The sequence below is a fragment of the Sphingobacteriales bacterium genome (assembly GCA_016711285.1).
GTDB lineage: Bacteria > Bacteroidota > Bacteroidia > Chitinophagales > UBA2359 > JADJTG01.
Window position 1 is genome coordinate 728,160 of record JADJTG010000013.1, and the last position, 15,268, is coordinate 743,427.

Annotated in this window: 16 protein-coding genes and 3 pseudogenes; 8 read left to right on the forward strand and 11 right to left on the reverse strand. The window is 42.0% G+C overall.

All coding sequences use genetic code 11. From position 1 onward, the window contains the following. Positions 1 to 159 precede the first annotated feature (159 nt). A pseudogene (locus tag IPL35_12590) lies at positions 160 to 2,228 on the forward strand (glutamine synthetase III). 397 nt (positions 2,229 to 2,625) lie between these two features. Beyond that, complete coding sequence (locus IPL35_12595; protein ID MBK8444194.1) at positions 2,626 to 2,793, forward strand: transposase; 168 nt, start codon at positions 2,626 to 2,628, stop codon at positions 2,791 to 2,793. A 212-nt stretch (positions 2,794 to 3,005) separates the two neighbouring features. Here IPL35_12595 and IPL35_12600 read toward each other — a convergent pair whose 3' ends face one another. The 5 genes from IPL35_12600 to IPL35_12620 all read right to left on the reverse strand — a co-directional run bounded on the left by IPL35_12600 (position 3,006) and on the right by IPL35_12620 (position 8,890). Beyond that, a complete protein-coding gene (locus IPL35_12600) occupies positions 3,006 to 3,881 on the reverse strand; it encodes a flavin reductase family protein (GenBank protein MBK8444195.1) in 876 nt (291 codons plus the stop codon). A gap of 161 nt (positions 3,882 to 4,042) precedes the next feature. Then, positions 4,043 to 5,911: a S9 family peptidase gene (locus tag IPL35_12605; GenBank protein ID MBK8444196.1), complete on the reverse strand. Its 1,869-nt coding sequence runs from the start codon at positions 5,909 to 5,911 to the stop codon at positions 4,043 to 4,045. A 255-nt stretch (positions 5,912 to 6,166) separates the two neighbouring features. Then, on the reverse strand, positions 6,167 to 7,105 hold the full coding sequence (locus IPL35_12610) for a DUF2807 domain-containing protein (protein ID MBK8444197.1): 939 nt from the start codon (positions 7,103 to 7,105) through the stop codon (positions 6,167 to 6,169). Further along, the gene (locus tag IPL35_12615) at positions 7,062 to 8,462 is read right to left on the reverse strand and encodes a PspC domain-containing protein (protein MBK8444198.1); all 1,401 of its coding nucleotides are present in this window, start codon (positions 8,460 to 8,462) and stop codon (positions 7,062 to 7,064) included. The genes IPL35_12610 and IPL35_12615 overlap by 44 nt, the downstream gene beginning before the upstream one ends. A 68-nt stretch (positions 8,463 to 8,530) precedes the next feature. Next, entirely contained in the window at positions 8,531 to 8,890 is a 360-nt protein-coding gene (locus IPL35_12620; protein MBK8444199.1) for a PadR family transcriptional regulator, read from the reverse strand. Between the two features lie 364 nt (positions 8,891 to 9,254). Here IPL35_12620 and IPL35_12625 point away from each other — a divergent pair, with 364 nt between their 5' ends. The 5 genes and pseudogenes from IPL35_12625 to IPL35_12645 all read left to right on the forward strand — a co-directional run bounded on the left by IPL35_12625 (position 9,255) and on the right by IPL35_12645 (position 12,729). Continuing rightward, complete coding sequence (locus IPL35_12625) at positions 9,255 to 10,343, forward strand: DUF3078 domain-containing protein (GenBank protein MBK8444200.1); 1,089 nt, start codon at positions 9,255 to 9,257, stop codon at positions 10,341 to 10,343. A gap of 199 nt (positions 10,344 to 10,542) precedes the next feature. Next, positions 10,543 to 11,390 (forward strand): annotated as a pseudogene (locus tag IPL35_12630) (AAA family ATPase). A 67-nt stretch (positions 11,391 to 11,457) separates the two neighbouring features. Further along, positions 11,458 to 11,718 carry a hypothetical protein gene (locus tag IPL35_12635; GenBank protein MBK8444201.1) on the forward strand — a complete coding sequence of 87 codons (261 nt, stop codon included), beginning with the start codon at positions 11,458 to 11,460 and terminating at the stop codon, positions 11,716 to 11,718. A gap of 39 nt (positions 11,719 to 11,757) precedes the next feature. Continuing rightward, positions 11,758 to 12,210, forward strand: coding sequence for a hypothetical protein (locus IPL35_12640; GenBank protein MBK8444202.1), 453 nt, complete (start codon positions 11,758 to 11,760; stop codon positions 12,208 to 12,210). Between the two features lie 141 nt (positions 12,211 to 12,351). Further along, positions 12,352 to 12,729, forward strand: a complete 378-nt coding sequence (locus tag IPL35_12645) for a hypothetical protein (GenBank protein MBK8444203.1) — start codon at positions 12,352 to 12,354, stop codon at positions 12,727 to 12,729. A gap of 281 nt (positions 12,730 to 13,010) precedes the next feature. Here the strand turns inward: IPL35_12645 and IPL35_12650 are convergent, their stop codons facing one another. Then, on the reverse strand, positions 13,011 to 13,313 hold the full coding sequence (locus IPL35_12650; GenBank protein MBK8444204.1) for a hypothetical protein: 303 nt from the start codon (positions 13,311 to 13,313) through the stop codon (positions 13,011 to 13,013). Positions 13,314 to 13,751: 438 nt separating this feature from the next. Between IPL35_12650 and IPL35_12655 the strand changes: the two genes are divergently transcribed. After that, positions 13,752 to 13,889, forward strand: a complete 138-nt coding sequence (locus tag IPL35_12655) for a hypothetical protein (protein ID MBK8444205.1) — start codon at positions 13,752 to 13,754, stop codon at positions 13,887 to 13,889. Positions 13,890 to 14,114: 225 nt separating this feature from the next. On the opposite strand, the gene IPL35_12660 is transcribed toward IPL35_12655, so the two are convergent. From IPL35_12660 to IPL35_12680, 5 genes and pseudogenes are all read right to left on the reverse strand, one after another. Next, a complete protein-coding gene (locus tag IPL35_12660) occupies positions 14,115 to 14,270 on the reverse strand; it encodes a hypothetical protein (GenBank protein ID MBK8444206.1) in 156 nt (51 codons plus the stop codon). A 44-nt stretch (positions 14,271 to 14,314) separates the two neighbouring features. After that, positions 14,315 to 14,374 (reverse strand): annotated as a pseudogene (locus IPL35_12665) (hypothetical protein). Positions 14,375 to 14,423: 49 nt separating this feature from the next. Beyond that, positions 14,424 to 14,636: a hypothetical protein gene (locus tag IPL35_12670; protein MBK8444207.1), complete on the reverse strand. Its 213-nt coding sequence runs from the start codon at positions 14,634 to 14,636 to the stop codon at positions 14,424 to 14,426. After that, positions 14,637 to 14,822, reverse strand: coding sequence for a hypothetical protein (locus tag IPL35_12675; protein ID MBK8444208.1), 186 nt, complete (start codon positions 14,820 to 14,822; stop codon positions 14,637 to 14,639). It abuts the gene before it with no gap. 310 nt (positions 14,823 to 15,132) lie between these two features. Next, positions 15,133 to 15,268: hypothetical protein (locus IPL35_12680; GenBank protein MBK8444209.1), on the reverse strand; the 136-nt coding region annotated here is incomplete at its 5' end.

The window sequence follows — 15,268 nt, forward strand, 5'->3', positions numbered from 1 at the left end:
ATTGCTCTATCGGAAGTTTTTTTAGAGAAACAAAATTATATTATAAAAATATATTTATGTTTTATTTTTTATAAATTTTTATTTTTTATAAAAAAAGTGATAAAAAAATAAAAAATAAAAATAGATTTGCAAATAAAATCACTTTTTATAAAAAAATAAATGAAAAACATAAGAGAACACAGCATAAAAGAAGCTACCACCCGCACCGCTATTGAAGTACAACGCCCTTCGGTATTGGTATCCGATTTTTATGCCTCCAACGTATTCGGCACCGAAGCCATGCGCAGCGCACTATCGGAGGAGGCTTTTAACAGTGTAATGGCATCTATCGAAAAAGGCTCAAAAATAGAGCGCAACAGCCCAAAGGCGGCAAAGGCATAGAAACTTTTAGCGGCGGCGAATTGGTGCAGGGCGAACCCGACGGCTCCAGCTTTCCTTCGGGCGGCTTGCGCGATACCCACGAAGCACGCGGCTACACCGCTTGGGACCCCACCTCACCCGCTTTTATTATGGAAGTGAGCGACTACGGAAAAACCCTCTGTATTCCTACCATTTTCGTCACTTACTCTGGTCAGTCTATGGACTTCAAAGGACCTTTGCTCAAATCGCAGCATTATTTGGAAAAAGCCGCCTTAGAAGTATGTCATTATTTCGACCGCAACGTTAAGCGCATCACGCCCACACTCGGTTGGGAGCAGGAGTTTTTTTTGATAGACGAAGCCTTTTATTACGCCCGCCCCGATTTGATGGCTTGTGGCAGAACCCTGCTCGGCTGCGCACCGGCACGCGGGCAGCAGCTCCACGACCACTATTTCGGCTCTATACCGGAGCGCGTGCTCAATTATATGCTGGAATTAGAAACTGAGGCGTGGAAATTGGGCATTCCACTTAGCACCCGCCACAACGAAATAGCTCCCGGGCAATTTGAGTTTGCTCCTGTTTTTGACGAAGTGAACCGCGCCGTTGACCAAAACCAATTATTGATGGATATGATGGAAAAAGTAGCACGCCGCCACCGCTTGCGCGTACTTTTTCACGAAAAACCCTTCGCCGGGCTCAACGGCTCGGGTAAGCACTGCAATTGGTCGATGGGTACGGATACGGGCGTAAATCTTTTAAGCCCCGGCAAAACACCGCGCACCAATTTGCAATTCCTCACTTTCTTCATCAACACCATCAAAGCCGTACACGAATACGCCGACGTACTGCGTGCTGCCATTGCATCGGCGGGCAACGACCACCGGCTCGGAGCCAACGAAGCACCACCCGCCATTATTTCGGTATTTATCGGCTCTACGCTCTTTGAAGTGTTGGAAGAAATGGAAAAAAAGGTAAAAAATGAAAAAATGGACGAATACGAAAAAGACGAACTCAAGCTCAACCTGCACCAGCGTATTCCTGATGTGTTGTTGGACAATACCGACCGCAACCGCACTTCACCTTTTGCATTTACGGGCAATAAATTTGAATTCCGCGCCGTAGGATCTTCCTTCAATTGTGCTTTTCCGATGACGGTGCTCAACACCATCGTTGCCAAACAATTAGAAACTTTCAAAGAACAGGTAGAAGCCCTCATTGCGCAAGGCGAAAAGAAAGACGGAGCCATTTTACGCGTATTGCACGATTATATTATTCAAAGCAAAAATATTTTGTTTGAAGGAGATAATTACAGCAAAGAATGGGAAAAAGAAGCAGAAAAGCGCGGTTTATCCAATGTAAAAACAGCACCACACGCACTCAATTTTTTAAAAGACAAAAAAAATCAAGACCTTTTTATTCAAAGTGGCGTATTAAGTGCCGAAGAACTAAAAGCCCGCTACGAAGTGTGGAATGAGCAATATCAGATGAAAATTGCCATAGAAGCGCATACCCTCCAAGAAATGCTGCAAAGCCAGATTATACCCACTGCCATTGATTACCTCAACCGCCTGCTCGACAATGTGCGCTAAGCAGAAGCGGCGGGTATTCAGCACACCGAAGCACAGCGCAAACTCATTCAGCACATCAATCAACCACTAAACCGAATTTTTGATTTGATAGAGCAACTGAATGCCGAGCAGGAAAAAGCCTCCGCACTCAAACCCGCTGCTGCTCAGGCGCAAGCCCACTGCGAGCATGTGAAGCCGCTTTTGGAAACCTTGCGCCACGAAGCCGATACACTTGAAATGTATTGTGACGACCGCCAGTGGGCTTTACCCAAATACCGTGAAATGCTTTTTATTAAATAATACCATTCAAATATCCATTTGGCATAGTTGTTTTACAGATTCAATTCCATTCAAAGTGGCTGATATTAGCAATAATATCAGCCGCATCATTACAAAATCGAAGACTTTATACACTGTGTCATTTAGATATTTATTTGGCATAATACCATTCAAATATCTATTTGGCATAGTTGTTTTACAGATTCAATTCCCATTCGGAGTGGCTGAAGTCGGAGTTGGGTATTGAAAAGGAATACAATGCGGTAAGGATGTGTCTAAATCGAGACTTTGACACAAAACTCAAGGCAGGTAGAAAAAGTCATATCAAAAAGGACGAAGCGGCGGTTGATTCTTTTAAAAAACTTGAGGAAGACAACAACTTCTACTCGACAATGGTGCTTTTCACCACAGCCGACAATTGGTAATTCCTAAAAACATTCATCTGTTGTTTCTTCCTCCTGACTCACCCGAATTAAACCCCGTAGAGATGATATGGCGGTACACCAGGGGCAAAACTACTAACATTATATTCAAAGATTTCGAAGAACTCTCCGCCACAATGTCGCGGATATTATCAACGATATAAGAAACATTATCATTCAATCCATTATAGGTTGGAAACTTTTTACTAACTGTGCCTTTTAGGTATTTATTTGGTATAAAACCTAATTCAGAAAACAAAAATTCATAATTCATTTATTATCCGTAATATAAGAAAATTTAATATTTTTCATTTTGGTGTTTTTCACCGACCAATAAAGATAATAAAAAGAGCTAATTTTATTACTTTTTTGTTTTTTATGCCTGATGTGCCGCCATTAAATAAGCCAATGCCTGTGCTGTTTCGCCTTGTGCGATGAGGTGTTTGGCGGCTTCGTGGTGTTGGCGGATACTCGTAAAAGCGGCAGTTTTCAATTGGGCAGCGGCGATGTCGGCAGCAGCCGGAAATGTAGTAAGTGCCGCTAACTTTCCAATATCGTTGCCACTAAGCACCTCACTCAACCGCACGGCAGCAGGCAACTGGTCGGCACCAATGCCGATGGCTTCGACGGGCTGCGCCAACAAAAAAACCGCTTCGCCCGAAGCACGGCAATAAAAATTGCCGCCCATACGCGCCATTAAATCTATTTTTTGCGGGTCAATGCGGCGTTGTTCGTTCAGTACGGCTTCGTTGATGTGCATACGCACAATTTCGCAGATGATTAAATTACCTGCTCCACCTTCGTTGCCCAGCGCAATTATATCATTTACTTTGCATTCCATTTGCACTGGCGATTCTTTTACACGAAACGGCTTCACTATATCCGAAGCAAGCGGTGTGAGTCCGGCTTTTTCAAATTCGCTGATGCCTTGCTCATACTCAATGCTCGCCACCACCATTTGATACACAAAAGCGTAGCTGACCACATTGACGACCACCTCGCGGGTGCTTTCTATATTGTGCAGGGTGTCTTTGGTGCTGTTATCGCGCACGCGGCGATTGGAAGAAAATACCAAAATCGGCGGTTTGGAACTGAAGCAGTTGAAAAAACTGTACGGTGCTAAATTCGGTGTGCCATCGCTGTTGAGGGTGCTGGCAAAGCAAATAGGACGCGGGGACACCGCTCCGAGCAGGTACTGATGAAAATCGGCGGTTTTAAGCTCGTGAGGATAAAAAGAATATATATTTTCCATAACAACAAAGGTGCGAAGCTGGCTTTAATATGCCAAATAAAAGAAATATTTTTTTATAAAAAAACCACTTTGCAACGGCAGAGTCGCAAAGTGGTATCATTTTACAAATAACACAAACAAAAAATAACAATGATACTATTTTTTAATATTTCTTCCTTGCATTAGGGTTGAAGGTGTTTTGCTAAAAAGCGTTCCATTGCCTCGTAAAATTCAAAACGATTTTCTTCATTATGAAAACCGTGTCCTTCGTTTTCTTTTACAATGTATTCTACATCTACGCCGCGCTTGCGCAATGCTTCTACCATTTGGTCGCTTTCAGCCTTGTTTACACGCGGGTCTTTTGCGCCCTGTGCCACGAGCAAAGGTGCTTTTATTTGGTCGGCATGCAAAGCCGGCGATACTTTTGCCAAGCGTTCCTTATCTTTTTCGGGGTCGCCGACCATTTCATAAAACATATCGCGGAAAGGCTCCCAATAAGGTGGAATGGTATTCATAAACGTAAACATATTGGAAACGCCCACATAATCTACTCCGCAAGCGTATAAATCGGGCGTAAATGTAAGCCCCGCCAATGTAGCGTAGCCGCCGTAGCTGCCACCATAAATGGCAATGCGTTTGGGGTCGGCAATGCCTTGCTCTATGAGCCATTTTACTCCATCGGTGATGTCGTCTTGCATTTTCAGCCCCCACTGGTCAAAAGAGGCTTCCCAAAATTTGCGCCCATAGCCGGTAGAGCCTCTAAAATTGATTTGCAGCACCGCATAGCCGCGATTGGCTAAAAACTGTACTTCGGGATTGAAGCCCCATTGGTCGCGTGCCCACGGACCGCCGTGCGGGTTGATGACAACAGGCAGATTTTTGGGAGCTTTGCCCAAAGGCAGTGTCAGGTAGCCGTTGATAATCAGGCCATCGTGCGAAGTGAATACAATCGGGTTCATTGTCGTCATGTCCTCTTCTTTTAGCCAAGGGTTGCGGTCGGCAATTTTTTTGAGGTCGCGGGTATTGGCGTTATACAAGTAGTAGCCGCCTATATTTCGGTCGTTATAGATACGCACCACCATCACATCTTCCTGACGGCTTGCAGAGCCGATATATACTTCGTAGCCTTTAAATTGCTTGCGCAAATCTTCATACAGATTGCGTGTTTTGTCGTCTAAAAAATGGATTTCGTCTTTCCATGTGGTATAGTTTACGGTGGTGAGCACTTTGCGTATTTTGGAATAATCCATGCCGCTCACGTCCACGTCTTTGTGCTCAAAAATGAGTTTGAGTTCTTTTCCGCTGCGCGGGTCTATTTCTACAATCGCTGTTTTATCGCGCCCGATGTTGGAGGCGGCGTATAAATTTTTATTGTCAAAAGTAAAAAATAAAGGAGCAAGACTTTCTTTGAAATTTGTAGTGAGTATTTCTTTAAAAGACTCTCCTTCTTTTTCGCGATAAAGCAGGGTATTGTTTACGCCATCGGTGGCATTGGCAACGCGGATATTACCATCGTGGTCGGTGAGCCACGAGGTGATATTTCCGGGGTTTTCAGCTACCATTTTCATATCGCCGGTGGCGGTATTGAGGCTATATACATCATAGATTTGTGGATTGCGTTTATTCATACCCACCAATACATCTGTGGCGTTTTCCTCCAGATCGTCTATGAGTTCCACGCGCACGCCTTCAAAAGGGGTGAGGTCTTTTTCATCTTTTCCGTCTGTTGTCACCGAAAATAAATGAAAATTTTCATCGCCGCCGAAATCACGAACATACAAAATTTTATCGTTGCTTTTCCAAGCATAGCCGGCAATATCGCGGTCTTTGAGCGAGGTTACTCGCATGGGTTCGCCGCCATCTATTTTCTGAACATATACGTTCATACGGTCTTCCCAGGGCTGCATAAAAGCAAGCATTTTACCATCGGGCGATACCGTAAAATAGGATTTTTCCGGATTGCGGAAAAAATCTTTTAAAGGAACTTTGTTTTGTGCCATCATGTGAAAACTGAATAAACACATCAAAGTTGCGAATTGTAAAAATTTCATGAGCAAAAATGTTCTGATTTTTTTATAAGATAAATGTTTTGATAAATACCTGTGTTCTTAATTATCTGCAAAATCAATAAAAAACAATATACTTTTTACATTTTTTTTATTACATTTCACTATGTTGTAAACATATACATTCAAATATTTATATTTAAATTATTTTTGTACATAAAATTATACAACGTTTTATTTCCTATTGATTTTTTGACAAAAATTAACATACAAAATAGTTTATAATTTTTCTCTTGTTTGCTAATCGGCTTCGATGGTGGCAGGCAGGGCAGCATCTTTTTTTACATCTTGCGCACCGCCGCGATAGCGTATGCTACTGGGTCCCGAAGCATCGGCATCTATGCTCTCTTCGGCATATACCTGAGCAGAGCAAGCTCCTGATGCATCTACGCTGACTGTTTTTGCTTTCAGGTCGTAGGCTTTCAGTTTGCAAGCACCACTCAAATCGTAGTCGGCTTTATTTACCGCACCGTGCAATTCAATATTTGCTGCGCCCGAAGCATTTACGTCTAAGTTGTTGCTGCTGACATCTATGGTGCTTTCAGATGCTCCCGTAAAATGAAACGCCATATTCTCTTCCTCAAAACCTTTTATGCGACTCACCGTAGCTCCCGATGCTTCTAAAGATTTTAAATGTGGCATACGAATAATGATTTTGGTGGCTAAACGACTTTTCCAATCAAAGTTATCCCAATCAAAATTAATACTCCAGTTGTTTTTGTCTTTGCTTATCAAAAGTGTAGAGCCGCTTTGCGATACTTTTACGTCCTCTTTGCCTTCGCCCTGAATAATTACACTGTATTCATCAGCTCGCTCAATATTTACGTCATAAAAACCACTCAATTCCACTGCATCAAAATCCTTAAAATCTTCTACTCTGCCGCCACCGCTTATTGTACCTGAATTGTTGTTATTACTATTATTATTGTTATTATTATCAACAGTTATTCCTTTGCAGTTGGCGGTGCAAACAAGTCCTTCTTTTTGCATCGTCCAAGTTTTATTTGCCATTTCCCAATCATAAGTGTTGCTTGTATTATCAATATCGTACAACATATTGCCCATATTTTCGTCGAAAATCAACGTTGTACCTTCAGGAACACGCAAAACTAAACGCACCGACTGACCTTTAATTTTATCGGTTGGATGAACAGTAAAATAGGGTTTGATGGTAAGCACGGAATCCTGAGCCTCGTATTGATGAACAATGCGGGAGGCTATTTCGCGAGCATCTTTGCGGGTAGCTCCGCGCGGAGGTATATACTTTGTGCAATTCCAAACGTCCATTATCACTTTTTTCAACATCTATGCGTACATCATCGCTCATAATCAGGTCGCCGTCTGCCGCCCAATCTCCCATTTTCAAGTTTTTCATACGGTCTTCTATATCTTCGTAGGGCTGGCGGGAATCGGATTTCAGATATAGCGTATTCCCTGCTATAGATAAGGGGGTGCTTTCTTCAAAAGAAGCTGAATGGCGGTACTGATTTGCGATAGAAGTGCCTACCCACCCTGCTCCCAATAATGCAAACAGCCAAGCAATGCCCATTCCTAACCATATTTTTTTGCGGTTGTGAAAATCAAAATTAAATATCCAGCGTGCCAACAACAAAGCTAACCATATCAAAGGCATAAAAACTGCCAGTAATAAACTTATCCACCCGATTATCAACATAAAAGGTGAATCAATGATATAGTTTTTCAAAAAATTAAAACTTATCATTCCGCCGATAATACTCGCCATTAATAATATAAATAGTGTAAATGCCAATACAATGCCCGTAAAACCACTCAACCATTTTATTAATTTAATAACTAAGGTTGCTATTATTTGTACTATATCAGTAATGATGTTGCCCACACGCCGAACCGCCGAACTTGCTTGGTTGGAGTTCAGATTGTTCTGAATATCGCTCCAATTGTCTTTTACGGTTTTTTCAATATTAGCAATATTGATGCTTTCGCCACGCATCGCCAGCTTATCTGCGGCAGTACGAGCAGGTGGTATTACGACCAAAAGTATGAGATATATCAACAATACACTGCCACCCGACAAGAAAAACAACAATAATACTATCAGACGCAGCCATAGCGGGTCGGCTATACCGAAATAAGCACTTATTCCCGAACACACACCGCCGATTTTTTTGTCGTCCTCGTTCCGAAAAAGACGCTTCGCGTGCTGCCTTGATGATGATGATGAAGTAAAAGCTGCCGCCGCACTTGTGTAACCCGTCGTTTTTTCGCCGAAAGGTTTACCTTCATAGACATCTGCGTCAAAATCTTCAGGCAAGCCCATAATATCTATCATATTGCTTACCTGCGAGTTGGTAATCACCTGAGTACCTTCTTTTTTGAGCCTATCTGTAAACATTTCAGCTACGCGCGCTTCAATATCGCCCATAATTTCATCGCTGCCTTCTTGATTTACAAAGTGCTTGCGCAAAGTTTCAAAATAATTTTGAAGCAAATCGTGGGCTTCTTCTGTAATATGAAATACTACACCGCCAATGTTGATACTGATGGTTTTGTCCATAATATATAGGTTCTTTTTTTTGAATGTTTTTTAAAAAGGAATATAAAAATAAAAATCAGCCGCAATGATTACAAATCAGTAGAGTTGTCGGAGAAAAGCGGCTCTTGCTCCAAAATATGATTCACTGCCTTTACCATCTCTGCCCAAGTTCCTTTCAGTTCATCAAGCAGTTGCTTTCCGGTATCTGTGAGGCGATAATATTTGCGCGGAGGTCCCGACTTCGATTCCTCCCAGCGATACGCCAACATTCCTTCGTTTTTCAGGCGCATCAATATCGGATATAAAGTACCCTCCACCACTATCAAGTGCGAAGCCTTCATCTCTTCTATAATATCTGAAGGATACATTTCGCCGCGTGCTATAATGGAGAGAATACACAATTCCAAAACGCCTTTGCGCATCTGTGCTTCTGTGTTGTTACTTTTCATAATTACTGAGTTGTATGCTTTTTTACAGGTTGTACAAATAGTATTTCTTCTTGTATCATTGTATTATTTGCTTTGTTGGTACAAATATAAAGCATAAAACAGTATCTTGCAATACATAATACTATTAAAAACAAAATATTTTGCATTATAAAAACACAAAACACTAATAATCAATACTTTAGATTATAAAAATTTTTCAATAAAAATTAAATAAAGTTATTCAGTGACCGAATTACCTTTGTACCGTCAAGAAATAAAATAATATTACGGCACTATGGCGTAATTATTGATATGGTCTTTAACAGCTATACATCATTTATTTATAATTACACAAAATCACATAAAACACATTTTTAGATTAGAAATGAAAAAAATTGTACTTTGGGCTTGTGCCCTCGCTTTTGGCACAGGTACTTTGTTTGCTCAAGATGCAGACGTAGTAAAAAAAATTGCCGATTTAAAAGCCCGCCAAACAGAACTTACTGCAAAAGCCACTCCTTTGAACACCGAATTGGAAGCCATTAAAACTAAATTGGCTGACTTAGAAAAAATCGGTTGGAAATACGGTGGTACCGGTTTGTTGGGTTTCACAATGACTGGCTACAACAACTGGATTGTAGGTGCTACACCCAATAACAGTGTCGTTTCCGGCAACCTCAATTTATTCGCCGATTACAACATGGATCCGATATTTTGGCTCAATAACGGCTATATCAAATTGGGTTATCAAAAAATTGAAGGGCAAAACAACGACGATTACACCGCTAACTTAGATGAAATTTATGCCAGCTCTTTGTTTGGTCGTAAGTTTACGCCCATGTTAGCCTATTCTGCTTTGGTGGATTTTCGCAGCAGTTTTGAAAACTTCTTGCAACCTGCCTATATGACCGCCGGTGTTGGTCTTACCTACCGCCCCAACGAAAGATTTTATTTGTTGTTTCACCCACTCACTTGGGCTGCCACTATCTGCACCAATGATGACTTGAAACCCGGCTTTGATATTGACCCCGATAAAAGCCTCAAATCTTCTTTCGGTGCCAAACTTGTCGCCGACTACAAACGCAACTTGCTCAAAAATTTAGTATGGAACTCCAACCTCAACGTTTTGGCGCGTTATAATGACTTCAGTAATCCGGAAGTTACTTGGAGAAACTTGTTTGGCTACCAATTCAATAAATATTTTGCTTTGGGTTTTGATTACAGCATTCGCTACTTCAAACCCGAAACCAATGCTAATATATTGAGTGGTATTGCCGGTAGCAACACCCTCTCCAAAACCGGCGATGAGACTTATGAAGTAAAAGATGCCGCAGGTGCTTTGTTTTCTACCATCAAACAAGACGGCTCTAAATTTACTGAAACCTCAGCAGCAGGTGGTGTGCTTAAAAGCGTAGATGCCAGCTATTTCCAACAACGTTATATCTTTGGTATTACCGCTACGGCTACTTTCTAATTATTTTTCATTTTACTGTTTTTTTTTAAAAAAAAGCGTGTCCTGCCTCAAAACAGGACGCGCTTTTTACTTTTACTCAAAAACTCCTTTTTTTACACATAACTTATTTATTTTTATATCTTTGCAGGCTTATTTGATGCTGCCAATATCTCAAAAAACCTGAATTGCTTTCTTTTTATCATTTCTCCCCTTCTACATTGTGCGCTTAACGAGTTTAGAAATAAAAGGATTTAAAAGTTTTGCCGAAAAAACCGTTTTCCATTTTAATCAAAATGTAACGGGCATCATCGGACCTAACGGAAGCGGCAAAAGCAACGTAGTAGATGCCATTCGCTGGGTGCTGGGCGAGCAACGCTCCAAAACCCTACGCTCCGAAAAAATGGATAATATCATCTTTAATGGTACTAAAAAAAGAAGCAGTGCCGGACGCGCCGAAGTGTCGCTCACTTTTGAAAACACCCGCAACCTCTTGCCCACCGAGTTTAGCTCTGTTACCATCTCCCGTGTTTTATACCGCAATGGCGACAGCGAATATCGCATCAACGATGTAGCTTGCCGCCTCAAAGATATTACTGCGCTTTTTTTGGACACAGGTATCAGCAGCGATTCCTACGCCATTATTGAATTGGGAATGATTAACGAAATTCTCAACGATAAAGACGACTTGCGCCGCCGCCTTTTTGAACAGGCAGCCGGTATTTCAAAATACAAAATCCGCAAAAAAGAAACCCTCTCCAAACTTGAATCTACCGACAGCGACCTGAGCCGTGTGGAAGATTTGCTGGCTGAAATTGAAAACAACCTCAAAACCTTAGAAAAACAAGCCAAACGCGCCGAGCGTTTTAAAAACTACAGGGCGATTATAAGCAAATGAGCATTGATTGGCGCATCTTAACCTCACCGACCATAAAGTTGCTTATAAAAATATCCAAAAACGCTGCGAAATTGAACAGGCAAAACGCATTGAACAAGATGCAAAAATTGCAGCCGCCGAAGCTGAATTGGCACAACATAAAAAAAGACCTCCTTGAAAAGAACAGTTTTTGAGCAAAGTACAACAAGAACTCAATGTGTTTTTGGCTCAAATCCGTGATAAAGAAAGTGAAAAGGAATTTTGACCGAAAAAATACGCTTTGCCCGCGAAAGAAAAGACACTTTGCAGCAACAAATCAATGATGATGAGGCTTTTATATTGAAAATTCAGCAAGAAATTGATTATTTAGAAAAACAACAAGACCGCGAAGAAGATGCTTTGCAGTTGTTGATAGAAAAATTAGGGGAAAGCAAAGAGCAAAACGAGCGTATTCAGGGGCTTTTCAGGAAAAAGAGGACGTTTGGCTCAATTGGAGCAAACTTTTCCGCAGTCGGAAAATGAAGGGGGATTTCCATTTTGGAAAGAAGTTGCCGTAAAAAAGTGCTCAACGCGATAATATCCGCCGAGAAATTCAGGATAACTGCCTCCCGCTTTGAAAGCAGACAAGAGGAATTAGAAACCCTCAAAGAAAATCGCGGCAGCACTCAAAAAGAAAGAGACGAGTTGGCTCTTCAAATTCAGCAAACCACCGAAGCCGAAGCCCACCTCGAAACCTCACTCACCACGCTCGACCACGACATCGCTGCCCCTGCGCGAGCAACTCGCCACGCTCCACCGCCGCCACGATGCCCGCAGCAACGAATACAGCCTCACCAAAAGTATGGTGGAAAGTTTGGAGGGTTTTCCCAGTCGCTCAAATTCTTGAAACAAAATAAAAGCTGGCAGGGCGATTCGTCTGCCGCACGTTTGTTGTCGGAGCTTTTCACCTGTGCCGATCCTGCCAAATTGGCAATTGAACATTTTTTGTCGCCCCTACCTCAACTTATTATGTAGTGCCTCTCGTTCCGAAACCGCCCACGCCGCCGTCACGCTACTCATTCAGCAAAAAAAGGAAAAGCTAACTTTTTTCGTCACTCCCGAAATTTCGCACGCAATCCTCCTACCCTTTCTTTATCCAAAAGAAAATACAAAGCGGTGGCGGCTTTGGATATTGTAGAAGAACCGAAACGAATTTCACTTCTGTTCTCTGGTCGCCGCCCACGCGTGTTCATCCGCGAAGCCGAACAGGAGGCTCTCTCTTTGTCGCAGCAATATCCCGATGCTGTTTCTGGCGCAAAACGGCAATGGTGTCGCAAAGCGGGTGCTGTATGGGCGGCTCGGTGGGCTTTTGAAGGAAAAATAGGACGTGTTCAGAATTTACAGGCTTTGGACAAGGAAATTACACAGTTGAAGCAGGAAATCAAAGGATACCAAACAGGTACTGAGCAGAAAATAACGAAATCATCGCTTTTTGCAATGCTTCGCAAAAGCCACGTTACAACTCCTGCGCGAACAACTCAACCGCCGCCTTGACAATAAAATGGCTTCCTTCAATGCCACTATCAAAAATCTCGAATCCTTATATTGCAGATACTGCACAGGGCGAGCAATCCCTTATCTGAAAAACTGAAGCAGTTGCAGCCGTACTAGATGAAATTCAAACGATATTACACGAAAAAGGAAAAGGCTGACTTGCACAAAACCGAATTGCAGGATTTTCGCGCCTATTTCATCTTATAGAGCAAGAAGTATCCAACAGCAGCCGCGCGTTCAACGAACTTAATCTGAATTACCATCAGCAACAAAATAAAACCTCAACACCTCACATCAAAATTTTGATTTTCATCAAACGCCGCCATTGAAACGCAAAGCAAATTATCCGCCAATAAGCAACCTCTTGCAAGATTTGCAGCGCGAAGTGGAAATACAGGAGCAGTCGTTGAAAAAGATGATCGCAAATTGACGGATTTGTATGGAGTGAAAGATTTTGGAGGCAAAGGTAAATTCCGCCGAAATACGTTACTTTCGGCACGCGGCAGAAGCGATGGAACTTCGAAGATAATTTGTGCCGATTTTTCGCCAAAAAGAATAAATTGATGCCCTTTGCAAGAAGCCAAAGACGAAAGTTAAACTCTATTCTGATGAAATTGTCGCCGAAAGAACGTTTGCTGATAGAATTTGGGGCAACGTATATCACGAACTGATGAACCAAGAGCCCGAGCAGCGAACCGCCGCCCGTTGATGCCTTGCGCGAAGAGTAGTGAAATCGCCTCAAAAGAGCCTCGGAAACTTTCGGCGAAGTCGATCCTTTTAAAGCCTTTGAAGCGATAAAGAGATGAATGAACGCCTACGATTATATTGTGGCACTGCGCAACGACCTTTAGAAGCCAAACAATCGCCGCTCACTACTACTATCGAAGAAACTGAAAATACGGCAGTATCCATGCTTACGAGGCTGTTCGCAGGTGCGCCCCCATTCTTCAGGAGGTATTCCGCAAATTGTTCACCCCAGATGATGATTGTGACCCACGCTTTCGAAACCTGATAATCCAGCAATGCGACATTTATCGCCAAGCCCAAAGGGCAAACGCCCTTCTTCCATAGACCAATTGTCCACGGCGAAAAACCCTTACAGCTATCTCGCTAATTTTGGTTTGTATTTGCTCAAACCCGCTCCTCTTTCTGTATTTTAGATGAGGTAGATGTCCTCTTTAGATGATGCCAATGTAGGAAAATTCAGTCAGATGGATACGTCAGTTTTTCCGACAGTTCACAGTTTATTGTGGTAACACACAACAAAATACAATGGAGCAGGTAGATGCTGTGTATGGAATTGTACTTTATGGAAATAGGCAGTATCGCGAGCAGTAGCTGCCAATTTCAACGAAATGCAGTTCAACGGATTAAATATAGAAAAATTAATCGTTGCCGCTTTTGTCCGGGAACTGTCCTGTATTACAATTCTCCTCCTTGATTTTTATTTTCCGTTGGTATCGTACAAAAATACCGCTTCCGTGTTGTTTGTCGCCTTTCCATAAGCCTTCATAGCGTTTTACGCCGTCAGGGATATACAAATTTCCCTTTGCCTTCTTCGTACATTGTGTTTGCAAAGTCGCCTTCAGTAGCCGCCATCGCTATAAGTGTATTTTCCTTTTCCGTGTCGTTTTCCATTTGATAGCTGCCTTCATAGCGGCTGCCGTCTTTGCTAATAATACGTTCCGTTGCCGTCACCTGTTGTCTCTATAAGTACCCTCGTATTTCAGGCCATCAGTGCGATAAAAAGCCCCTTTGCCTTCAAATTTGTCGTCCTTGTGCGTACCCACATACTTGCTGCCATCAGCATAATAATACGTTCCTTGCTCCATTAGATTGGTTATTGGAAAAGCACCGTAGCGGTCGCCGCCCGCAAAATGCTGCACCTTCGCCTTCTTTGCCATCATTTACGAAGTTGCCTTTGATAGCGCAAAACGAACCGCCTTCATCATAACATTCTCAATGCCGTTTTTCATACCATTTTTATAAGTGCCTTCAAACATCTTTGCACCGCTCGAAAAATAGGCGATTATATAGCCGCCCTTTGGTTTAGTGGGTATCTCGTGCTTATAAATGATCGTCGTTCTGCGCACAAAGATGTGCCAACGAAATACCGAAGAGGTTTAAGGTATAAAAATAAAAGAAGTTTTCATATTCTATAATTATAATAAAACGAAGTTGAAAAATATTTTTATTCATTGAATTAAAAAACAAGAAATACAAAGTATTAATTCCTCAAATATTTAAAAACTTTGTCTATAAAAATAAAAAGCCCGCTTGTAGCGGGGCTTTTGTTTATTCTATTTCAAAATACCAATAGGTTCTTTGATAAACTTAGTAGTGTGAACTTTCACCGTCAGTTACAGTCAAGAAGTAGTTACCAACTGCATATTTTCTTCCAAGTCAGCGCCAACATTGTTGGAAGCCTTCTTGTACATCTGTAGCAATTTGATTCACCAATTTACCAGTAATATCATATACTCTCATTGTTACGGCAGAAGCTGGGTGAGCAATGATTTCGGCATTCAAGTCGTTGCTA

Excerpts from the sequence above, each read along its gene's own strand:
- IPL35_12625 (MBK8444200.1), top strand. The coding sequence starts at position 9,255 with ATGAAAAAAATTGTACTTTGGGCTTGTGCCCTCGCTTTTGGCACAGGT.
- IPL35_12670 (MBK8444207.1), bottom strand. The coding sequence starts at position 14,636 with ATGATGGCAAAGAAGGCGAAGGTGCAGCATTTTGCGGGCGGCGACCGC.
- IPL35_12615 (MBK8444198.1), bottom strand. The coding sequence starts at position 8,462 with ATGGACAAAACCATCAGTATCAACATTGGCGGTGTAGTATTTCATATT.
- IPL35_12600 (MBK8444195.1), bottom strand. The coding sequence starts at position 3,881 with ATGGAAAATATATATTCTTTTTATCCTCACGAGCTTAAAACCGCCGAT.
- IPL35_12605 (MBK8444196.1), bottom strand. The coding sequence starts at position 5,911 with ATGAAATTTTTACAATTCGCAACTTTGATGTGTTTATTCAGTTTTCAC.
- IPL35_12620 (MBK8444199.1), bottom strand. The coding sequence starts at position 8,890 with ATGAAAAGTAACAACACAGAAGCACAGATGCGCAAAGGCGTTTTGGAA.
- IPL35_12655 (MBK8444205.1), top strand. The coding sequence starts at position 13,752 with ATGCGACATTTATCGCCAAGCCCAAAGGGCAAACGCCCTTCTTCCATA.